A 20,238-nucleotide genomic window follows, 5' to 3' on the forward strand; every position below is an offset into this window, starting at 1 on the left:
TGTTCTCGGTGGGGCGCGTCGGCGCGTGGCCCCCGGGGAGCCCCCCCCCCCACCGGCCGCGGCGCCCGCGTGGCGGGGCCGACGGACCGGGGGAGCGGGAGCAGGGGGTCCACGGGGCGCGGCGGGGCTCCCCGCCCACCGCGCCCCGACGGGCTACAGGTCGATGCCCACGATGTCCTCCGGCCGCACCGGTGCGTGCGTCAGCGGACGCCCCGTCGCCGCGCGCACCGCGGCGACGACCGCCGGGGTCGACGACAGCGTCGGCGGCTCGCCGGCGCCCCGCAGCCCGTACGGCGCGTGCGGGTCCGGATGCTCCAGGACCTCGATCCGCATCGGGGGCGTGTCCAGGATCGTCGGGATCAGGTAGTCGGTGAACGACGGATTGCGGATCACGCCGTCCTCCACCAAAATCTCCTCCATCAGCGCCAGGCCCAGGCCCTGGGCGGACCCGCCCTGGATCTGCCCGGCCAGCTGCTGAGGGTGCATCACCCTGCCGACGTCCTGCACCGCGTCCAGGGCCACCACCTTCACCAGGCCCAGGTCCACGTCCACGTCCACCACGGCGCGGTGGACGCACATCCCGAACTGGGTGTGCGAGGCGCCCTGGCCCAGCAGCGGGTCGAGCATCTCGGTGGGCCGGTGGTGGAACTCACGGGTCTCCTCGACCACCACACCGCCCTGCGCCGCCTCGCCCAGCAGGTCCGCCAGCGACACCAGCGCTCCGGCCGTCGCCGACACCACCTTGCCGCCGGCCAGGGCCAGGTCGGTGTCGGGCAGGTCGCCGGGCACCAGCCCGCGCTCGCGGGCCAGGGCGAACACGGCGGCGCGCACCGACGCGCACGCCGTCCTGACGGCGCCGCCCGTCATGTACGTCTGGCGAGAGGCGGAGGAGGAGCCCGCCGAGCCCACCTGGGTGTCGGAGGGGTGGATGACGACCTTCTCCACGCCCAGCTCGGTCCGGGCGATCTGCCCCTTGACCGTCACCAGCCCCTGGCCGACCTCGGCCGCGGCGGTGTGCACCATCACCACGGGCTCGCCCGCCACGACCTCCAGCCGCACCCGGGCGGTGGAGTAGTCGTCGAAGCCCTCGGAGAAGCACAGGTTCTTCAGCCCCACGCCGTAGCCGACGCCGCGCACCACGCCCTCGCCGCGGGTGGTCCCCGCCACCCCGCCGGGCAGGGTGCGCAGGTCGCCGGGGTCGGGCAGCGCCCCGCGCCCGGGCGGCATCGGCAGGTCGCGGCAGCGCTGCAGCATCTCCGCCATGGGCAGCGGCATGTCGATCTCCTGGCCCGTGATGATCCGCGAGCCCTGCGACAACGCGTTCTTGATCCGCAGGTCCACCGGGTGCATCCCCAGCTCGGCCGCGAGCCTGTCCATCTGCGACTCGTAGGCGAAGCACGCCTGCACCGCGCCGAACCCCCGCATCGCGCCGCACGGCGGGTTGTTCGTGTACACGCCGTAGGCGTCGACCAGCACGTTGGGCACCTCGTAGGGGCCGATGCCCAGCGAGGACGCCACACCCACCACCGCGGGGGTCGCCGACGCGTACGCGCCGCCGTCCACGACCACCTCGGCCGTGGCGTACAGCAGCCTGCCGTCGGACGAGGCGCCGTGCTCGTAGCGCATCTTCGCCGGGTGCCGGTGCACGTGCCCGTAGAAGGACTCCTCGCGGTTGTACACGAACTTGACCGGCCTGCCGGTGCGCAGCGCCAGCAGGCAGGCGTGGATCTGCATCGACAGGTCCTCGCGCGCGCCGAACGCACCGCCCACGCCCGCCAGGGTCAGCCGCACCTTGTCCTGCGGCAGCCCCAGGGCGGGGGCGATCTGGCGCTGGTCCACGTGCAGCCACTGGGTGGCCACGTACAGGTCCACCCCGCCGTCCTCCGCCGGAACGGCCATCCCCGACTCCGGGCCCAGGAAGGCCTGGTCCTGCATGCCCACCTCGTACTCGGAGGACACCACCACGGCGGCCTCCGACCGCAGCCTCTCCAGCACCGCGCCCTCGCGGGCGGCCGACCCGGCGGCCTCGGCGAACGCGCCCGTGCGGATCGGCTGGTGGCGCAGCCGGTTGCCGCGCTGGTTGAACTCGGGGTGCTCGGGCAGCGACCCCGCCTCGTGCACCGGCGGGCAGTCCGGGTCCATCGCCGCGCGCCGGGAGTCGGTGACCGGCTCCAGCACCGCGTAGTCCACCCGGATGCGCTCCATGGCGCGCCGGGCCGTCTCCGGGTGGTCGGCGGCGACCACCGCCACCGGCTCCCCCTTGTAGCGCACCTTGCCGAAGGCCAGCACCGGCTGGTCCTGGAACTCCAGCCCGTAGCGCTTCTCGCCGGGCACGTCCTCGTGCGTGAGCACCGCGTGCACACCCGGCACCTCCAGGGCCCCGGTGACGTCGATGCCGCGGATCTCGGCGTGCGGATGGGGACTGCGCAGGGTCGCCCCCCACAGCATGTCCTCCATCCACATGTCCGAGGAGTACGCGAACTCACCGGTCACCTTCAGCGTCCCGTCGGGACGCCGCGGGCTCGCGCCCACCCCGTCCTTCGTGGTGCTGGTCAGGCCGGTCACGGTACGGGTCGTCGCCGCCATCAGCGGTTCACCTCCTGTGTCAGTGCGCGGTGCGCGGCCCGGCCGCGCGCGGCGGCCGTCTCGGCGGACAGGGTGCGGAGCTCGCCGCGGTCGACGACGGTGCTCCCGCCGACCCAGAGCCGCTCCAGCGGCGGGGTGGGGCCGAAGACCGCCGCCACCACCGGGTCGGCGACGACGTCGTAGCCGAACCCGTCCACCCGCCACAGCGCGATGTCGGCGAGCTTGCCGACCGTCAGCGAGCCCAGCTCCGCGTCGCGGCCCAGCACCCGGGCACCGCCCAGGGTGGCCATCTCCAGGGCCTGGCGCGCGCTGAGTGCCTGCGGGCCCTTGCGGGCACGGGCCATCAGCAGGGCCTGGTGCATCTCCCCCGCCAGGGGCGTCAGCTCACTGGAGGCGGGGCCGTCCACGCCCAGCCCGACCCGCACGCCCGCGTCCAGCAGCTCGGTGACCCGGCAGATCCCCGCGCCCAGGCGGGCGTTGGAGGTGGGACAGTGCGCGATGCCGGTGCCCGTCGCGGCGATCCTCGCGATCGCCGCGTCGGACAGGTGAACGGCGTGCGCGAACCACACGTCCTCGCCCAGCCAGCCCAGCTTCTCCGCGTACTCCACGGGGGTGCACCCGAACTCGGCCAGGCACTGCTCCTCCTCGTCGAGGGTCTCCGCCAGGTGGGTGTGCATCCGCACCCCCCTGTCCCTGGCCAGCGCCGCGCCCTCCACCATCAGCTCCCGCGAGACGGAGAACGGCGAGCAGGGGGCCACGGCCACCCGCGTCATCGCGTCGTCGGCGCGGTCGTGGTAGGCGTCGATGGCCGCGGCGGTCCCGGCCAGCGCCCCCTCCAGCGTCTCGACGACGCCGTCCGGGGGCAGCCCGCCCTGGCTCCGGCCCCGGTCCATCGACCCCCGGGCCAGGTCCAGGCGCACCCCCACCTCGCGGGCGGCCTCCACCTCGGCGGCCACGATGTCCCCGCGCCCCGAGGGGTGGATGTAGTGGTGGTCGGAGGCGGTCGTGCACCCGGACAGGGCCAGGTGGGCCAGCCCGGCCGAGGTCGTCCCCGAGACCACGGCGGCGTCCAGGCGGCCCCAGATCTCGTAGGACCCCACCAGCCACTCGAAGAGCGTGCCGTCGGCGAACAGCCCCTGCGTCGCCCACTGGTAGAGGTGGTTGTGCGTGTTCACCAGGCCCGGCGTGGCCAGGCACCCGCGCCCGTCCACGCGCTCGGCGCCCGGGGCCGCCGGGGCCGGGCCCGCGCCCACGGCGGTGATCCTCCCGTCGCGCACCACCACGTGGCCGTCGGCGTACTCCGCCCCGTCGACGGTGACCACGTGCGCGCCCTCCACGACCACGGACCGGCCGGTCCCCGCCACGGTGTCCGCCGCGCTCATGCCCCGCCCCCGGTTCCCGCGTGGCGCTCGGCCGCCAGGTGCACCGCGTCGATGATCTTCTCGTACCCGGTGCACCTGCACAGGTTGCCCGCCAGCGCCTCCCGGATCTCGGCGTCGTCCGGAGCGGGCAGGCCCGCCCCCACGGTCCGCTCCAGCAGGTCGTCGGTCTGGACGAGGAGCCCCGGCGTGCAGAAGCCGCACTGGACCGCCCCCGCCTCGACGAACGCGTCCTGCACCGTGCCCAGCTCGCGTTCGGGGCCCTTGCCCGACCCCTGCGCCAGGCCCTCCACGGTGCGCACGCGGCGCCCCTCGGCCTGCCCGGCGGCGATCATGCACGAGCACGCCGTCACGCCGTCGAAGTACACCGTGCACGAACCGCACTCGCCCTGCTCGCAGGCGTTCTTGCTGCCCGGCAGGCCCAACCGCTCACGCAGCACGTACAGCAGGCTCTCGCCCGGCCACACGTTGTCGGCGGTCACGTCCTCGCCGTTGACGTTGAAACTCACGCGCATCGCGTGGCTTCCTTCCTGTAGTCGGTGACGGACCAGCTCAGAGCGCGGCGCGCCATCACCGAGAGCGCGTGCCTGCGGTACCCGGCGCTGCCCCGCTGGTCGTCGATGGGACGGGAGGCCGCGGCCACCAGCTCCCCGAAACGGCGCACGGCCGCCTCCGAGAGCGGTGCGCCGCCCTCCCAGTCGAACTCCCCGGCCAGGAACTCCTCCGCCGCCTCGGCCCGCAGCGGTGTGGGGCCGGCCGAGCCCAGGCCGGTGCCCACGGTCCTGCGCTCCGCGTCCAGCGCCAGGGAGAAGGAGGTCACCGCGATGACCATCGCGTTGCGCGTGCCGATCTTGGCGAACTGCTGGGGCCCCGACGGCTCGGGCAGCAGGACCGCCGTGATCAGCTCGTCGTCACGCCTGGCCGTGGTCCGGAACGACAGGTAGAACTCCCGGGCGGGCACCCGGCGCCTGCCCCGCAGCGACGCCAGTTCGATCACGGCGTCGGTGGCGAGCAGCGGCGGGTGCGCCTCCCCCGCGGGGGAGGCGCCGCCCAGGTTGCCCCCCACGGTGCCGCGGTTGCGGATCTGCGGGGAGGCCACCGAGCGGGAGGCCTTGGCCAGTGCCGGCGCCGCCGCCGACAGGTGCTCGATGATCCGGGTGTAGGGCACACCCGCGCCGAGGCGTGTGCAGCCGTCCTCGGCGCCCCACTCGGCCAGTTCGGGGATCCGGGTCAGGTCGATCAGGGCGGCCGGGCGCCGCTTGTCGAAGTTGAGTTCCACCATGACGTCGGTGCCGCCCATGATGGGCAGCCCGTCGGGATGGGCGCTCTTCGCTTCGAGCGCCTCCTCCAGTGTGGAGGGGCTCAGGAATTCCATGCTGGTCCTCGTCGTCGGGGTTCGGTCAGGTCGTCGGCGGGCGCGCAACCCCTGGTCGGTCCGTTGCTGTTGTGAAGTACAACACCGATACACGGGCCCGGCCAGAACGTGATGACATGAAGTGATCCTGGAACGAACCGTTAGGGTTGGGCGTTTCCTACAAGCGGCGTTTCCGAAAAACCTTCCCACCGCCGCCCACCGGTCACGGGCGAACACCCGCCCGCACAAGCACAGAAGGACGTCAATGCAGATCAGTGAGCTGCTCGCCATCAAGCGGCTGCACCTGAGGTTCCTGTCGGGAGCGGAGCACGCGCACCGCACCCTGCGGTGGGCGTACACCACCGATCTGCTCGACCCGGCCCGCTACCTGCGCGGCGGGGAGTTCGTCCTCACGGGCATGATGTGGCGTACCCGCCCCCAGGACTCGGAGGCCTTCGTGTCCTCCGTGGTCGGGGCCGGCGCCGTCGCCCTGGGGGCCGGCACCGCCCTGGGCGAGGTCCCCGATGACCTGGTGGAGGCCTGCCGGGCCCACGACATCCCCCTGGTCGAGGTTCCGGCGGAGACGTCCTTCGGCGCGGTCACCGAGGAGGTGCTGCGCTCCCTCACCGAGCGCCGCTTCACCACCATCGCCGAGACCCGCGACCGCCACCGCCGGCTGATGGCCGACGTCGCCGCCGGGGCCGACTTCTCCGACGCGTTCACCGCCGCCACCGCGCAGGAGGGGCGGACCGCCTGGGTGATCTCCTCCACCGGGCGCCACGTCGCCTCCTCGGGGGCGCCGCTGCCGGAGGCCGACCGCGAGTGGATCGCCGCCAAGGCGCTCACCTGGCAGAACTTCCCGCACGCCACACGCCTGCCGGAGGAGGGGGGCCGCGTCCTGACCGTGGTCCCCGTCCAGACCAAGGAGTCCCACCCCCTCGCCACCTGGCTGATGGTCTGCGCCGGCGACCACACCGCCTGGACCGACGAGGAGCACGAGGCGGTCGCCGAGCTCGCCTCCGTCGCGGGCCTCGCCCGCAGCCGCGCCGACGAACGCGCGCTGGCCGACGCGCGCCACCTGGAGGGGCTGCCGCGCCTGCTGGCCGCACAGCGCTTCGACGAGGTCACCGAGCTGATGCGCGGAACCGGGACGGCCACGGGCGCCGAGGAGGGGGGCCACGTCGTCGTGAGCGCCGTCATGCTGCCCGAGCCCCGCGTGCCCGACCTGCCCCGGCGGGTGGTCACCGAGCTCGTCGCCGACCACCCCGGCGCCGTCGTCACCGGGGACACCGACACCCTCGCGATCCTCCCGGTGGCCGGCGCGGGGACCGACGCCCGCGCGCGGGCCGAGGAGATCCGCGCCCGGCTCCTCCACCGCGCCCGGGTGCTGGACGGCGGCCTGCTCGACCACCGCCTCGCCATCGGTCTCAGCTCGGCCGCCCGGGGCATCCCCGAGCTGCGCGGCGCCGCCGTGGAGGCGCGCCACGCCCGGCGGCTGGCCGAGCTCCGGGGCGGACGGTCCCGCGTGATCGCCGGGGCCGAGATCGACTCCCACGAGCTCCTGCTCGCCTCGGTCCCCGAGGAGGTCCAGGCCTCCTACCGGGAGCGCCTCCTGGGACCGCTGCTCGCCTACGACCGCGACCACCGCTCCGAGCTGGTGGACACCCTGGAGCGCTTCCTCGCCCACTCCGGCTCCTGGCAGCGCTGCGCCGCCGCCATGCACGTCCACGTCAACACCCTGCGGTACCGGATCGGACGGGTGGAGGAACTGACCGGGCGGGACCTGAGCAGCCTGGAGCACAGAGTGGACCTGTTCCTCGCCCTCAAGCTCCGCGACTGAGGGGACGGCGCCGGATGTCACCGGCGACCGCTAGGGTCCTCGCGATGAGTACCGACCCTTCCTCTCCAGAGACCACGGACGCGGACCTGTCCGACTCCGACCTGCGCGACGTCCTGGCCGACGCCGTATCCGCCCCGCGCGTGTTCACCCGGTGCGACCTCTCCGGCGCCGACCTGAGGGACACCGACCTGACCGATGCCGTCTTCGCCGACTGCCGCATGGACGGCGCCCGGTTCGAGCGCGCCGTCCTGGACGGCGCGAGGTTCACGGGGGGAGGGGCGCCCGGGGCTCTCTTCACCGGGGCGGAGTGCGCCGACACCCGCTTCGAGAGGATGGACCTCGCCAACACCCGCTGGCAGGGCGCGCTGCTCACCGACACGGTGTTCACCGGGTGCCGGCTCACCGGCGCGGGGCTGACCTCGCTGCGGGGGATCGGCTACACGTTCTCCCAGTGCAACATGATGCTGGCCCGCTGCAAGGGGCTCTCGCTGCGCGGCCGCACGCTGGAGGGCCTGCGCCTGGACGAGGCCGACCTGGCGAGCGCCGACCTGCGGGAGACCGTGTGGAAGGAGTCGCGCCTGCGCGGCGCCAACCTGGTCAACGCCAGATTCGCGGGCGCGGACCTGCGCGGGGCCGACCTGGGCGAGCTCGGCCTGGACCAGGCGGGGTACCTGCGGGGGGCCAACATCAGTCCGGCCCAGGCCGGCCTCATCCTCGGCGCCCTCGGCATCACCGTCGTGGAGTAGGAGCCCTTCGGGCCGGGCCGTCGCGCACCTCGCGGACGGCCCGGCCCTTTTCCGTCCCCGTCGGCCTTCAGCCTGACAGGACTTGCCTAAAGGCTTTAGGGAGAAGTAGAGTACTTCAAGGCGAACGGAGAAAGCATGATGGCACGCGCGGGACTGACCCCGGAGCGCCTCGCCCGGGAGGGCGCGGAGATGGCCGACGAGGTCGGCTTCGAGAACGTGACCGCCTCGGCGCTGGCCAGGCGGTTCGACGTCAAGGTCGCAAGCCTGTACTCGCACGTGCGCAGCTCCCGGGACCTGAGGACCCGGATCGCGCTGCTCGCCCTGGAGGAGATGGCCGACCGGGCCTCCGAGGCCGTGGCGGGCCGGGCGGGAAGGGACGCCCTCGGCGCTCTCGCGAACGTCTACCGCGACTACGCCCGCGAGCATCCCGGCCGCTACGAGGCGGCCCAGCTCAGACTCGACCCGGAGACGGCGGCCGCCAGCGCCGGGGTCAGGCACGCCCGGACGACCCGGGCGATCCTGCGCGGCTACGAGCTGGACGAACCGGACCAGACCCACGCGGTCCGCCTGCTGGGCAGCGTCTTCCACGGCTACGTGACCCTGGAGATGGGGGGAGGGTTCAGCCACAGCGCCCCCGACACCCAGGAGACCTGGTCGCGGACCATCGACGCCCTCGACGCTCTGCTGCGCAACTGGCCCGCGGCCTGACCTGCGGCGGACACCCGCCCGCCCCCTGCGCACGGTGCCGGTGCCCAGTTCCGGCACCGGTTCAGGTGAGCTGTCGCCTCGGCGCCGTCCCGCCGAGCCCGGGCGCCGGACCGGATCTGCCGTGCCCGGGCGCCGGACCGGCCCACCACGCACACACGACCACCACAGGAGGCCGCCACCATGCACGCCCAGGACGACTGGACCACCACGACCGTCACACCGGAGCTCCTGCGCGGAGCCCTCGACCTGGAGCGCACCGAACGCGGACTGCTCCCGCACAGGCTCCCCGCCCGGGCCCGGGCCCAGTGCGCCGACCCGCAGCTCGCCATGGCGGAGTCCCAGCCCTCCGGGGTGCGCCTGGCCTTCCGCACGCGGGCCACCGCCGTCGAACTCGACACGGTGCCCACCAGACGCGTCTACCCGGGAGCGCCGCCCCGCCCCGCCGGGGTGTACGACCTGCTCGTCGACGGCCGCCTCACCGACCAGGCCGTCGCGACCGGAGGTGACACCCTGCGCGTCGACCTGGCGACCGGCGCCGTGGAGCACAGCAGGGGTCCCGCGGCCACACTCCGCTTCGCCGGCCTGCCCGACCGGGACAAGGACGTCGAGATCTGGCTCCCGCACAACGAGACCACCGAGGTCGTCGCCCTGCGGGCCGACGCCCCGATAGCGCCCCTGCCGGACCGGGGACGCCGGGTGTGGCTGCACCACGGCAGTTCCGTCAGCCACGGCTCCGACGCGGCGAGCCCCACCACCACCTGGCCCGCGCTGGCCGCATCGCTCGGCGGCGTGGACCTGGTCAACCTCGGCCTGGGCGGCGGTGCCCTGCTCGACCCCTTCACCGCCCGCGCCATGCGCGACACCGACGCCGACCTGATCAGCGTCAAGATCGGCCTCAACCTGGTCAACGGCGACCTGATGCGCCTGCGCGCCTTCGGCCCCGCGGTGCACGGCTTCCTCGACACGATCCGCGAGGGCCACCCCGAGGCGCCGCTGCTGGTCGTCTCGCCGATCCACTGCGCCATCCACGAGGACACCCCCGGGCCCTGCGGTTTCGACGCCGAGGCCCTCCGGGCGGGTGAGCTGCGGTTCCGGGCCAACGGGGACCCGGCCGAGCGGGCCGAGGGCAAGCTGACGCTCACCGTGGTCCGGGAGGAGCTGGCGCGGATCGTACGGCAGCGGGCGGCCGATGACCCGAACCTGCACTACCTGGACGGCCTGGTCCTCTACGGCGGGGCGGACGCCGACGAACTGCCCCTGCCCGACCGGCTCCATCCGGACGCCGCCACGCACCGGCGCATCGGGGAGCGCTTCGCCGGGTTCGCCTTCGGGGAAGGGGGTCCGCTCTCCGGGAAGGCGGCCTGAGCCCCCTCCCGTCCGTCCCGCGGGGCCCGGCGGGCGGTGCCCGCGCCGGACGGCGGACTCGCGTCGCCGGTGAGCGCGCTTAGCACACCGGTCGGCCCCAGGGGTGGATTCGGTGTGATTGGCCGGGTCGGGACAGTCCTGTTACGCAAAGTGAACCAGTGGATACCTTTGTCCCGGTGGTGGTCGTCGGCCGGTTCGGCTCACCGGCCCGGCCGAGCACCGCCACCGGCAGCGCACTGGGACAGGAAGAGGTTGTATGGCCAACGAGATCAGGTTCGGCGACCGGATCCACCTGCTGAACGGCTACAACGGCTGGCACGGCGGTTACCTCGACAGCATCAACCACCGCCCGGCCCCCGCCAAGTACGGGGTGCAGACCGCGGACACCCCCACCCGCGGACCGGGAACCGGGACCTGGGAGATCCTCTCGCCCGAGGGCAAGGCCACCGGTGCGAACGTCCTGAGCGGTGACGTCGTCTGGCTGCGCAACCTCTACGGCGGCGACGGCGGCTACCTCGCCACCAACGGCCACGCCAGCAGCACCCAGAAGTCCGCCGGAGCCAAGTACGACGTGTCGACCTCCCAGAGCCGGGACCGCGCCGAGGGCACCGGGCGGTGGCGGATCTTCGCGCAGACCTCCATCCCCACCGACCAGCACGTGCGCACCGGTGACGTGCTCCTGATCTGGAACCTCTACGCCGGCAACGGCGGCTTCCTGGAGACCAACCAGCACTCCACCGAGGGCGACAAGTACGACGTGTGCACCAACGCCTACTTCAACCGCGCCGCGGACGTCGCCTACTGGAAGGCGTCGCGGGCCTGACCGCGGGGGTGTGCCGATAGCGCTCCCGCGCGGAGGGCGCACCTGTCACGGGGGGTGGAACGAGGACGCCCCGCCATAGTGCGCCCGTGCGGAGGGCGTACCCCGGACCGGCGCGGTGGCGGGGGAGCGCGGGAACCTCCCCGCACCCCCGGGCACGCCTCCGCGCACGCACGCCCCCGGCGCTCCTGCCGGGGGCGTGCGTTCCCCCTTCAGGCCCGCCGACGCCCCCGGAGGAGCCCGTGGAGGTGCGCCCCCGGGGCCCGCTCCCACCTCTGCCGGCTCGCGGGTGTCAGGACCCGGTCGCGAGCCGCTCCGTCGAGCGCTCGGCGGAGGAGGGTCGGGGGCCGGCCCCGGCGTGCACGCCGCCTTCCTCGGCGACTTGCGTGAATCTACGAGGTAAAGGTGGCCGTTCCTCTTTTTTCCAAAATCATTTTGGAACCGGCCCAAGCACCCGATGCCACCGCGTTCCTCACGTATTCCCCGAAGGCCCGCGGCTCGCGTCCCAGAACCCGCTGGACCCCCTCGGACAGGTGCGCGTCCTTGCCGCGCAGGATGGGGGAGACCGTCGTCGCCAACGCCTCGGCGTCCTCGGCCCCCACCCCCCGGCCGACGAGCTCCGCGACGAACTCCTCCGGTGGGAGCGCGACGTACTCCACCGTCCGTCCGGTGGCCGCGGAGATCTCCGCCGCCACCTCCGCCAGGGTCAGGGCGCGGGGTCCCGACAGTTCGTGGATCAGGCCCGCGTGTCCCGTCCCGGTGAGGGCGGCGACGGCCACGTCCGCGATGTCCTCCGCGTCGACGAAGCTCGCCGCGCCGTCCCCGGCGGGCAGCCCGATCCTGCCGGAGCCGACCATGTCGGCGAGGAAGCCCTCGTCGAAGTTCTGGGAGAACCATCCCGGCCGGAGGATCGTCCACTCCAGGCCGCTGGAGCGGACGGCCTCCTCGGCGTCCACGAGCGTGCTGCCGGCCAGGGCGTCTCCGGGCAGGTAGTCGGGGTCGTCGATCCCCCGGCCGGAGAGGAGCACGAGCCTGCGCAGTCCTGCGGCCCCGGCCTGCTCGACGAAGGGCCGTACGACCGGTGCGGGATCGAAGGGGACCACGTAGGCCGTCTCCACGCCCTCCAGGGCAGGGCCCCACGTGGTGCGGTCGTTCCAGTCGAAGGGCCATGCCCCGGAGCGCGACGCCGCGCGCACCTCGTGTCCGGCTGCGCGCAGCCGCGCCGCCACCCTTCGGCCCGTCTTGCCCGTGGCGCCGACCACCAGGACCGGTCGCCGGGCCGTGCTTCGCGCGGTGTTCCTTGTGTCTGTCATGCCCTGAGTCAACCGGAGGAGAGTGAGACGATCCATGGTCGAAAGCCTCACTCCGATGTCTTCGCGTCTAAGGTGGGGACATGGATGCTCTCGCTGACCTGTTGGACGGAGTCCGGGCCCGGGGGGCCCTGTTCAGCCAGTCGATCATGGCCCCTCCCTGGGCCGTGCGCTTCGAGAACCGGTCGCCGTTGAGCGTGGCCACCATGGTGCGCGGGCGTGGCTGGGTCGTTCCGGCGCACGGTGAACCGGTCGCGCTCGGCACCGGTGACGTCGCGATCGTGCGCGGTCCCGATCCGTACACCGTGGCGGACCGTCCGGACACCCGGCCCACCTGCCTGGTGCACGGCGCCGACCTCTGCACGACCCCAGAGGGGGAGGAGTTCGACGAGGGGGCCCTGCTCGGGCCGCGCACCTACGGGGACCGCCCCGACGCCCCGGACCGGTTGCTCGGGGCCTCGTACGAGGTCGGGGGAGAGGTCAGCCGGCGCCTGCTCTCCGCCCTCCCCGAGGTGCTGGTGGTGCCGGCGGACGACTGCCACCGCCCTGTCACCTCCATGATCGCCGAGGAGGTCGTCTGCCGGGCGCCCGGGCAGCAGGTGGTCCTGGACCGCCTGCTGGACCTGCTGCTCATCTCCACCCTGCGTGCCTGGTTCGACCGCCCCGGCACCCGGGCCCCCTCCTGGTACGCCGCCATGGGCGATCCTGTGGTGGGCCGGGCCCTGCGGCTGCTCCACGACGCCCCGGCGCGCCCGTGGACGGTCGCCGCCCTGGCGGACGGCTGCGGGGTCTCCCGGGCCTCGCTGGCGCGCCGGTTCACGTCGCTGGTCGGGGAGCCGCCCATGGCGTACCTGACCGGTTGGCGTATCGCCAGGGCGGCCGACCTGCTGCGCGGAGGGGACGCCACGGTCGCCTCGATCGCCCGGAGCGTGGGCTACGCGAACACGTTCGCGCTGAGCGTGGCGTTCAAGCGTCTGCGCGGTGTGAGTCCCACCGAGTACCGCCGGGCGCTCGTCGCCGCCTGAGCGGTTCGCCGGTCCCCGGCCCGGACGTGTCGGCCGGGAGGGGCCGGGGCACGCCCGCGGGGCGGCGGGCCCTGCAGCCGCCCCGCGGGCGCCTCACCCGGTCAGGGCGTCGGCGACGGCCCTGGTGGCGCCGAACCGTGTGCGCTTTCCCTCCTCCAGCTGCCAGAGGCAGTCCTCCAGGGCGCGGACGAGGGTCCAGGCGCGGGCGCGGTCCCGGTCGATGCCTGCGGCGCCGGTCAGCCGGTCGAACCTGCGGCGTACGGAGGCGGGGGCGCCGCCGGGTGCCGCCTCCTCGGCGAACCTGTTGCGGAGCGCGGGCATCAGTTCGTATCCGGGGTCGCCGACGAGCGGTTTGGGGTCGATGGCGACCCAGGGGTCGGGGCGTGTGCCGGGCAGGGGTGCGAGGACGTTGGCGTAGTGCAGGTCCCAGTGCAGGAGCCGGTCGCCGGGTTCGGCGGCCATCTCCCGGGCGACCGCCGTCCAGCGGGCCAGGGAGCTGCGTGCGCGGCTGTCGATCCGCTCGTCGGTCAGGAAGGGTCGGACACGTTCCACCAGGGACCGGGTCATGGTTCCGAGCCTGCGTACCCCGGCCGGTCCGGGGTGGGCGCCGAGCCGGGCGAGGAGTTCGCCGACGGTGGTGAGGGCCTGGTCCAGGGGTGCGTGTTCGAGGGTGCGGGTGGGGTCGAGGGCTTCGAGGAGCAGGGCGCCGGTGTCCGGGTCGTGGTCCAGGAGGCGGACGGCTCCGTCTCCCGCCCAGGCGCGCAGGGCCCGGGGTTCGCCCTCGGTCTCTTCGTCGACGGGTTGCATCTTGAGCACGGCGGGGGCGCCGTCGGCGCGCCGCACCGGGACCACGAGGGCGACCATGCCGTGCATGGGCGTGCCCGTGGGGTGCAGGTTCCACCGTCGGAGCAGGTGTGCGGTCAGTGCGGGCAGGCCGGAGGTCCACTCGGTGCCGAACTCGCGGTCCAGGAGCGGCGCCAGGGTCTCGGGGACCCTGACGGGGTGTGGTGGGGGTGTTGTCTCGTGCACGGGTTCCTCTTCTTCGTCGTCGGTTCCGGCGGTGACGAAGAAGGGCGGGGGACCACGGGTCTAAGGCATGCCGAACACCTCACGGCTCGTCGGCGGTCACGGACGGCACGACCCTACCGGCGCCGTCCGTGCGGCGCTTCCCATTGGGGGGTGTCCGGCGGGGCGCCGGCCGGGTTCTCACCGGGGGCGGGTGAGGGTTCCGCCTCCGTAGACCAGTGACCAGGGGCGTTCCCCGTGGGGGTCGGCGAGGGCGCTGCGGGGGTGTTCGGCGAGTACCCGTGCGGCCACCTCGGCGAAGGCGGGGGCGGCCGGGTGGGCGTCCCGGGCGGGGCGTACCGCCTCCGTGTTCCGGAGCAGGGGTGCGCCCTCCAGCGGGCGCCAGGCCAGGCGGGGTTCCCGTGCGGCCACCCGTGCGCTCTCCAGTCCCACGCCGAGGCCTGCCAGGACCAGGCCCAGCAGGAATCCCGCGTCGCCGGCCTCCCGGACCCTGGGAGGCGTCCATCCGTGTTCCCGGCACACGGACAGGACGCGCTCGAACCAGGCGGGGTCCGAGCGGCGCGCGGACAGGACGAGTTCGCGGTCGGCCAGGTCGGCGAGGGCGACGGGGGCGGAGTGCGGTGGCGCCTCGGCCCGGGGGAGCACCGCGCCCAGCTCCTCCCGGAGCACCGGTTCGCCGAGCAGGCCGGAGCCCTCGAAGGGTGTGGTGAGGAGGCCGGTGTCGACGGTGCCCTCGCCCAGGGCGCGCACGAGTTCGGCGCCGGTCATCTCGCACAGGTCGACGTCCAGTCCGGGGGCGTGTTCGGCCATGCCCCGGAGGAGGCCGCGCAGTGCCGTCGCCGGGGTGCCGGGTCGTACAGCGGCCCGGAGGGTGCCGAGTTCGCCGTCGCGTGTGCGGCGCATGGTCTCCCTGAGCCGGGCCTCGCCCGCGACGAGGTCGCGGGCCTGGGAGACCAGGAGGCGTCCGGCGGGGGTGAGGGAGACCCGGCGGCGTGACCGGTCGAAGAGGGTGACGCCCAGTTCCTCCTCCAGCCGGCGCACCGATTGGCTCAGGGCCGGCTGGGCGATGCCCAGCTCGACCGCCGCCTCGCCGAAGTGGCCTTCGCGTGCCACGACCAGGAAGTACCGCAGGTGTCGTCCGAGATCCACGGCCAGACACTAGCGGAAGGGGTTGTAGCGTGAGCGCCGTGACCACCACCGACGCCCCTGCCGTGCGCGTGCACGTTCGCGAGGTCGACGGGACCCGTGAGTGGGGGCGCCTCGCGGACGTCCCCGTCGTGCTGGCCTCCGTCGCCAAGGTCCTCATCGTCCTGGAGTTCGCCCGTCAGGCCGGGGCGGGGATCCTGGATCCGGCCGAGCGGGTCGTGGCGCGGCGCGCGGACCGCCTGGGCGGGTCGGGCATCGCGGACTTCGCCGACGACGTCGAGTTGTCCCTGCGCGACTGCGCCCACCTGGCGATGACCGTCAGCGACAACACGGCGGCCGACCTGCTCGTGGACCGGGTGGGCGTGGAGCCCGTCCAGCTGCTGGCGGCCGAGCTGGGGCTGGGTTCCACCCGTTTCACGGGCGGTCCCCGGGACCTGTTGCGGATCCTGTTGGAGGAGGGCGGGCCGGGGGGTGCGGGTTCCGCGGTCCTGCCGGCCGGTGTGCTGGGGCGGGTCACGTCCGGCACGCCGGCGGATCTGACGCGGCTCCTGCGGCTGGTGTGGACGGACGGGGCCGCGCAGCCGGAGGCGTGCGCGTTCGTCCGCGATCTCATGGCGCGCCAGCTCGTGCGCACGCGGATCGCGTCGGGGTTCGGTCCGGGGGTGCGGGTGAGTGCCAAGTCCGGCACGCTGCCGGGGCTTCGTGCGGAGGCGGGCGTGGTGGAGTACCCGGACGGTGCGCGCTATGCCGTGGCGGTGTGCGCGGTCGGCCCCGACCCGGGGAGGACGGGGCTGGAGGCGGATCTGGCGCTGGGGCGGGCGGCGCGCGGTGCGGTGGAGCGGCTGCGCCGGGTTTCCGGGTTGCCCGCGGCGGGGCGGACCGGGGTGGACCGGGGCCGATAGGCGAACGCCTATGGTCGGGTGCCGCCTGCTTATTGGACGCCTGTTCGGAGCCCGTGTTTGGCTGTGCGCCGTTCGGTCCACCGGGGCCGGGCTCGGGAGCGGGTGGAAGAGGTGACCGGCGCATGGCGATCGGACGACGGGGTTTCCTGCGGGGTGCGGTGGCGGCGGGGGCGCTCACGCCCTTGCTGTCGGGGGCGGCGGGTGCGGTGGCGGGGGCGCCGTCGGAGTCCTCGGGCGGGGGGTCGGGTGCGACGTTCCGGTGGCTGGGAACCAGTGGTTGGCGCATCGATGTCCCGGGGCGGGCGCCGATTCTGGTGGATCCGTTCCTCACCCGGTTCTCCACCGGCCTGTTCGACCCCGATCGGGGGTTCGACGCCGCGACGGAGCTGGTCGTGGACCCGGTGCTCGTGGACGAGCACACCGCCGACATCGGTGAGGACGGCGTCGTCCTGGTGACCCACAGCCACTGGGACCACTTCTCCGACGTCCCCCACATCGCGACCACGACGGGGGCGCGGGTCGTGGGGACCCTGACGACGTACCACCTGGCCCGGGCGATGGGGGTTCCCGCGGGCCAGGTGTCCACGGTGCGGGGCGGGGAGGTCCTGGACTTCGGCGGGTGCGTGGTGGAGGTCGTCCGGGCGCTGCACAGCCGCAACGCCTCCAGGTCGGTGCTCTTCCCCGGGGTGCGCGTCGGTGTCCCCGAGGCCCCGGTCACGGTCGCGGACCTGCCGGAGGGCGACACCCTCGCCTTCCAGGTGAGGCCGGGGTCGGGGCCGTCGGTGTTCTTGATGGGGGCGAGCGACTTCGCGGAGCGGGAGGTGGCGGGGCTGGCGCCGGACGTGGCGATGGTCGCGCTGCCGTCGACCTCCAGTACGCACGAGTACGTGCCGCGGCTCATCGAGGCGCTGGACAGGCCGGCCACGGTCGTGCCCGTGCACTGGGACCACTTCGAGCGGGAGCTGGTGAACCCGCCCCTGGACGGGACGGGGAAGGGGATGGGTGTGGAGGAGTTCACGGCGGAGGTGTTGCGGGTCGCTCCGCGGACGCGGGTCGTGGTTCCCGAGTACCTGGTCCCTTTGAGTTTTTGAGCCGTGTCCTGTGGCCCGGGGGCGTGCGCGGGGCCGTCCGGCCCGGTCGGGCCCCTGTCCGGCGTCGTTCCAGGGCCTGCGCCATGCCTGCCAGGGCGGGTTTGGGCCGGTAGGAGCCGTCGAAGGGCAGGGCCGCGGTGTAGCCGGGGAACCACTCGGGGATCCAGGAGTGCTGGTCGCTGACGCCCCACACCGTGACGTTGACGCACCGGGGCACGTCCAGGCAGGCCTGGACCACCCGCCGGTACTCCCGGGCCTGTTCCTCCAGCTGTTCCTGTCCGGCCGGTTCGGGTATGCGCACGTCGAGTTCGCTGACGGTGACGTCCAGGCCGAGGTCGCTGTAGCGGCGCATCTGCTCGGTGAGGTCCTCGGGGACGGAGCCGTGGACGAAGTGTCCCTGGAAGCCGATGCCGTGCAGCGGCACGCCGCGGTCCAGCAGGTCGGTCACCAGGGTGTGGAGGGCGTCGGCCTTGGGGCCGGCGCCCTCGATGCCGAACTCGTTGATGTAGAGCCTGGCCCCGGGGTCGGCCTCGTGGGCCATGCGCAGCGCCTCGGCGATGTAGTCCTCGCCCAGGACCCGGTGCCACAGGTTGTCCCGCAGCCGGGGGCCGTCGTCGACGAGGGGTTCGTTGATGACGTCCCAGGTGGTGATCCTGCCCCGGTAGCGGCCCAGCAGCGCGTCCGTGTGCTCGCGCATCACCTCGCGCAGCTCCGCGCCGGTCCAGTCCCCCTCGGACAGCCAGGGCGGCTGCTGGTTGTGCCAGAGCAGGGTGTGGCCGCGCACGCCGAGGCCGTGGCGTCGGGCGAAGTCCACCACCGCGTCGGGGCCGCTCCAGTCGAACTCGTCCCGCTCGGGCTGCACGTACTCCCACTTCATGGTGTTCTCCGCGGTGACGGAGGTGTAGTTGGAGGTGACCACGTCCTGGTAGCCGCCGTCGCGGGCCAGCGGGTCCACGGCCACGGCCACCCCCAGGCCGATGCCGTGCGAGCGGGCCAGCGCGGGGAGTTCGCCGACCGGCGCCCGGTCGGGCAGGGCGAGGAGCAGGGTCGCGGTGACCGTGAGGACCGCCGCGCCCAGGGCGCCGGCGGTCAGCAGCGCGCCCCTTGCCCGGGCGGGGGCCCGGCGGGCGCCGGGGGCCGTGTCGTGCCCGTGGTCCGCCGGTGTGCCGTGTTCCTCGGGTTCTCGCGGGCTCGGTTCCACCGGGGTTCCTCTCGCTGGGCCTGTGTGCCGTTGGGGCGCGCCGGGGTCGGGTCGCGCGTGTCGCGCGGGGGCTCCTCCTCAGGGGGTGCCGGTGGTGACGGGGAACCGGGACAGGGAGCGTACGACGGTGGTGCCGCGGCGGGTGGGGACGGCGGTGGGCCGCAGGCGCGGGAGCCGTTCGGCGAGGGCGCGCAGGGCGATCTCGCCCTCGAGGCGGGCCAGCGGGGCTCCCAGGCAGTAGTGGGCGCCGCTGGAGAAGGAGAGGTGGTCGGAGGCGTCCTCGCGGGTGATGTCGAACCGGTCGGGGTCCTCGAAGCGGTCCGGGTCGCGGTTGGCGGACCCGATCAGGCACAGTGCGTAGTCGCCCGGCTGTAGTCGCCTGCCCTGCACGGTCGACTCGGTGTGCGCCCATCTGGTGGTCATCTGCACCGGTGAGTCGAAGCGCAGGACCTCTTCCACGGCCCCCGGCGCCAGGCCGGGGTCCCGCACCAGCCGTTCCCACTGTTCGCGGTGGCGCAGCAGGGCCATGACCCCGTTCCCGATCAGGTTGACCGTGGTCTCGAACCCGGCGACCAGCAGCAGGCGGCACATCGCGCGCAGTGCGGCGGGGGTGAGCGCGCCGTCGTCGGCCTCGGCGACCAGGGCGGAGATCACGTCCTCGCGGGGGCGGGCGCGCCGTTCGGCCATGAGCCGGTCGAAGAGGGCGTCCAGTTCGGCCGAGGCCTCGTCGATCCGGCGCAGGTGGCCCGCCGAGCGGGCGCCGTCCAGGGCGCCGCCGATGGTGTGGCCGATCCGGACGAACCGGGCGTCGTCGGATTCGGGGATGCCCAGGAGGCGGCTGATCACCGCGATCGGCAGGGGTTGGGCGAAGTCGCGCATGAGGTCGAAGTCGCGCCGGGCGGTCGCCGTGTCGAGGAGTTCGTGGGTGATCTTCTCGATCTCGGTGCGGTACCCGGCCATGCGGCTCGGGCTGAAGGCGGGGCGGGCGAGGGCGCGCAGACGGGTGTGCTCGGGCGGGTCGAGCATGAGGAAGGACAGGTCGATGATGTCGAACTGTCCGGGGAGGGCGGCCCCGGCGGGCGGTTGCACGCCGAAGTCCCGGCTGCGCAGGAGGGTGCTCACCGCCTCGTAGGTGTTGGCGGAGCGGAAGCCGAGCTTGCTGGTGGTGAAGGGGCCCTGGGAGCGCATCCGCCGGTAGGTCGGGTAGGGGTTGTCGCGCCAGGGGTGGTGCAGGAGGCGGCTGGGGTGGTCGCCCGTCTGCGCGGACAGCCATGACAGGCTGTGGGCCGCGCGCAGCCGGGCGTCGATGCGCAGTGCGTCGATGGTCTGCATGGCCGTGTGGTCCTCTCCTCGGTGCTCCGGCGTTCCCGGCCGGGGCGGGCGGGGCCCGTCCTCGCACGCGGTGCGGCGGGGGAGCGGCTGTCGGGTGGCGGGCCGGGGTCGCTGTGCCGTTCCGAGGGGTCCGGGCCGGAGGGCGCGTACCCGGTCCCCCGTTTCCCTCGCGCACGCGTCCCCGCCCCGCGGGCGCGGTGGGGGGCCGCCGTGGCGGTCCTGTGCAGGGCCGGACGCCGTCCCCGGGCCGGCGTCCGCGGCGTCCTCCGTGCGAGTGGGGGTGATGTGGACGACACTAGGTGTGACGTGAGGGCCGCAGCCACTGCGTGCGGCAACTTGGCCGGTGGCGGCCAGGGGGGAACTTCGCGGTCGGCCGGGGCGTTTCCGGCGGGGTCCGGCGAACGGCG

General features: G+C 74.1%; 17 protein-coding genes. 8 read left to right on the forward strand and 9 right to left on the reverse strand.

The window, feature by feature from the left end; all coding sequences use genetic code 11:
• Positions 1-153: 153 nt before the first annotated feature.
• Genes pucD through ABZ234_RS10790 form a run of 4 tightly spaced genes read right to left on the reverse strand, consistent with a single transcriptional unit; the run spans position 154 to position 5,340 of the window.
• Positions 154-2,586: a xanthine dehydrogenase subunit D gene (gene pucD / locus ABZ234_RS10775; RefSeq protein ID WP_355011837.1), complete on the reverse strand. Its 2,433-nt coding sequence runs from the start codon at positions 2,584-2,586 to the stop codon at positions 154-156.
• Entirely contained in the window at positions 2,586-3,968 is a 1,383-nt protein-coding gene (locus ABZ234_RS10780; protein ID WP_355011838.1) for an 8-oxoguanine deaminase, read from the reverse strand. The genes pucD and ABZ234_RS10780 overlap by 1 nt, the downstream gene beginning before the upstream one ends.
• Entirely contained in the window at positions 3,965-4,480 is a 516-nt protein-coding gene (locus tag ABZ234_RS10785) for a (2Fe-2S)-binding protein (protein ID WP_267944533.1), read from the reverse strand. The genes ABZ234_RS10780 and ABZ234_RS10785 overlap by 4 nt, the downstream gene beginning before the upstream one ends.
• The gene (locus ABZ234_RS10790; protein ID WP_355011839.1) at positions 4,471-5,340 is read right to left on the reverse strand and encodes an FAD binding domain-containing protein; all 870 of its coding nucleotides are present in this window, start codon (positions 5,338-5,340) and stop codon (positions 4,471-4,473) included. The genes ABZ234_RS10785 and ABZ234_RS10790 overlap by 10 nt, the downstream gene beginning before the upstream one ends.
• 244 nt (positions 5,341-5,584) lie before the next feature.
• On the opposite strand from ABZ234_RS10790, the gene ABZ234_RS10795 reads away from it, so the two are divergent.
• The 5 genes from ABZ234_RS10795 (at position 5,585) to ABZ234_RS10815 (ending at position 10,801) form a co-directional block, all read left to right on the forward strand.
• Entirely contained in the window at positions 5,585-7,159 is a 1,575-nt protein-coding gene (locus ABZ234_RS10795) for a PucR family transcriptional regulator ligand-binding domain-containing protein (protein WP_355011840.1), read from the forward strand.
• Between the two features lie 44 nt (positions 7,160-7,203).
• Positions 7,204-7,905 carry a pentapeptide repeat-containing protein gene (locus tag ABZ234_RS10800; RefSeq protein WP_267944530.1) on the forward strand — a complete coding sequence of 234 codons (702 nt, stop codon included), beginning with the start codon at positions 7,204-7,206 and terminating at the stop codon, positions 7,903-7,905.
• A gap of 138 nt (positions 7,906-8,043) precedes the next feature.
• Positions 8,044-8,613 carry a WHG domain-containing protein gene (locus tag ABZ234_RS10805; protein ID WP_355011917.1) on the forward strand — a complete coding sequence of 190 codons (570 nt, stop codon included), beginning with the start codon at positions 8,044-8,046 and terminating at the stop codon, positions 8,611-8,613.
• Between the two features lie 180 nt (positions 8,614-8,793).
• Positions 8,794-9,978, forward strand: coding sequence for a GDSL-type esterase/lipase family protein (locus ABZ234_RS10810; RefSeq protein ID WP_355011841.1), 1,185 nt, complete (start codon positions 8,794-8,796; stop codon positions 9,976-9,978).
• 256 nt (positions 9,979-10,234) lie between these two features.
• The gene (locus ABZ234_RS10815; protein WP_355011842.1) at positions 10,235-10,801 is read left to right on the forward strand and encodes a hypothetical protein; all 567 of its coding nucleotides are present in this window, start codon (positions 10,235-10,237) and stop codon (positions 10,799-10,801) included.
• 389 nt (positions 10,802-11,190) lie between these two features.
• On the opposite strand, the gene ABZ234_RS10820 is transcribed toward ABZ234_RS10815, so the two are convergent.
• Entirely contained in the window at positions 11,191-12,111 is a 921-nt protein-coding gene (locus ABZ234_RS10820; RefSeq protein ID WP_355011843.1) for an NAD(P)H-binding protein, read from the reverse strand.
• A gap of 80 nt (positions 12,112-12,191) precedes the next feature.
• Here ABZ234_RS10820 and ABZ234_RS10825 point away from each other — a divergent pair, with 80 nt between their 5' ends.
• Positions 12,192-13,133 carry an AraC family transcriptional regulator gene (locus ABZ234_RS10825; protein ID WP_267944525.1) on the forward strand — a complete coding sequence of 314 codons (942 nt, stop codon included), beginning with the start codon at positions 12,192-12,194 and terminating at the stop codon, positions 13,131-13,133.
• Positions 13,134-13,226: 93 nt separating this feature from the next.
• Here ABZ234_RS10825 and ABZ234_RS10830 read toward each other — a convergent pair whose 3' ends face one another.
• The gene (locus tag ABZ234_RS10830) at positions 13,227-14,162 is read right to left on the reverse strand and encodes an aminoglycoside phosphotransferase family protein (protein WP_355011844.1); all 936 of its coding nucleotides are present in this window, start codon (positions 14,160-14,162) and stop codon (positions 13,227-13,229) included.
• Positions 14,163-14,339: 177 nt separating this feature from the next.
• Positions 14,340-15,308 carry a LysR substrate-binding domain-containing protein gene (locus ABZ234_RS10835; RefSeq protein WP_355011845.1) on the reverse strand — a complete coding sequence of 323 codons (969 nt, stop codon included), beginning with the start codon at positions 15,306-15,308 and terminating at the stop codon, positions 14,340-14,342.
• Positions 15,309-15,346: 38 nt separating this feature from the next.
• Here ABZ234_RS10835 and ABZ234_RS10840 point away from each other — a divergent pair, with 38 nt between their 5' ends.
• Together ABZ234_RS10840 and ABZ234_RS10845 are read left to right on the forward strand one after the other, a co-directional pair.
• The gene (locus ABZ234_RS10840) at positions 15,347-16,207 is read left to right on the forward strand and encodes a serine hydrolase (RefSeq protein WP_267944522.1); all 861 of its coding nucleotides are present in this window, start codon (positions 15,347-15,349) and stop codon (positions 16,205-16,207) included.
• A 122-nt stretch (positions 16,208-16,329) separates the two neighbouring features.
• On the forward strand, positions 16,330-17,298 hold the full coding sequence (locus ABZ234_RS10845; RefSeq protein WP_355011846.1) for an MBL fold metallo-hydrolase: 969 nt from the start codon (positions 16,330-16,332) through the stop codon (positions 17,296-17,298).
• Here the strand turns inward: ABZ234_RS10845 and ABZ234_RS10850 are convergent.
• Together ABZ234_RS10850 and ABZ234_RS10855 are read right to left on the reverse strand one after the other, a co-directional pair.
• Positions 17,222-18,376, reverse strand: a complete 1,155-nt coding sequence (locus tag ABZ234_RS10850; RefSeq protein WP_355011918.1) for an endo-1,4-beta-xylanase — start codon at positions 18,374-18,376, stop codon at positions 17,222-17,224. The genes ABZ234_RS10845 and ABZ234_RS10850 overlap by 77 nt on opposite strands.
• Positions 18,377-18,577: 201 nt before the next feature.
• Complete coding sequence (locus ABZ234_RS10855) at positions 18,578-19,831, reverse strand: cytochrome P450 (protein ID WP_355011847.1); 1,254 nt, start codon at positions 19,829-19,831, stop codon at positions 18,578-18,580.
• Between the last annotated feature and the right edge of the window lie 407 nt (positions 19,832-20,238).

Origin of the sequence: Nocardiopsis sp. NPDC006198, from assembly GCF_040613895.1 — a bacterium.
Taxonomy (GTDB): Bacteria; Actinomycetota; Actinomycetes; order Streptosporangiales; family Streptosporangiaceae; genus Nocardiopsis; species Nocardiopsis tropica.

What these genes read in the sequence shown, in the direction of transcription:
- pucD (WP_355011837.1), bottom strand. Translation starts at nt 2,586, where the DNA reads ATGGCGGCGACGACCCGTACCGTGACCGGCCTGACCAGCACCACGAAG.
- ABZ234_RS10780 (WP_355011838.1), bottom strand. Translation starts at nt 3,968, where the DNA reads ATGAGCGCGGCGGACACCGTGGCGGGGACCGGCCGGTCCGTGGTCGTG.
- ABZ234_RS10785 (WP_267944533.1), bottom strand. Translation starts at nt 4,480, where the DNA reads ATGCGCGTGAGTTTCAACGTCAACGGCGAGGACGTGACCGCCGACAAC.
- ABZ234_RS10790 (WP_355011839.1), bottom strand. Translation starts at nt 5,340, where the DNA reads ATGGAATTCCTGAGCCCCTCCACACTGGAGGAGGCGCTCGAAGCGAAG.
- ABZ234_RS10795 (WP_355011840.1), top strand. Translation starts at nt 5,585, where the DNA reads ATGCAGATCAGTGAGCTGCTCGCCATCAAGCGGCTGCACCTGAGGTTC.
- ABZ234_RS10800 (WP_267944530.1), top strand. Translation starts at nt 7,204, where the DNA reads ATGAGTACCGACCCTTCCTCTCCAGAGACCACGGACGCGGACCTGTCC.
- ABZ234_RS10805 (WP_355011917.1), top strand. Translation starts at nt 8,044, where the DNA reads ATGGCACGCGCGGGACTGACCCCGGAGCGCCTCGCCCGGGAGGGCGCG.
- ABZ234_RS10810 (WP_355011841.1), top strand. Translation starts at nt 8,794, where the DNA reads ATGCACGCCCAGGACGACTGGACCACCACGACCGTCACACCGGAGCTC.
- ABZ234_RS10815 (WP_355011842.1), top strand. Translation starts at nt 10,235, where the DNA reads ATGGCCAACGAGATCAGGTTCGGCGACCGGATCCACCTGCTGAACGGC.
- ABZ234_RS10820 (WP_355011843.1), bottom strand. Translation starts at nt 12,111, where the DNA reads ATGACAGACACAAGGAACACCGCGCGAAGCACGGCCCGGCGACCGGTC.
- ABZ234_RS10825 (WP_267944525.1), top strand. Translation starts at nt 12,192, where the DNA reads ATGGATGCTCTCGCTGACCTGTTGGACGGAGTCCGGGCCCGGGGGGCC.
- ABZ234_RS10845 (WP_355011846.1), top strand. Translation starts at nt 16,330, where the DNA reads ATGGCGATCGGACGACGGGGTTTCCTGCGGGGTGCGGTGGCGGCGGGG.
- ABZ234_RS10855 (WP_355011847.1), bottom strand. Translation starts at nt 19,831, where the DNA reads ATGCAGACCATCGACGCACTGCGCATCGACGCCCGGCTGCGCGCGGCC.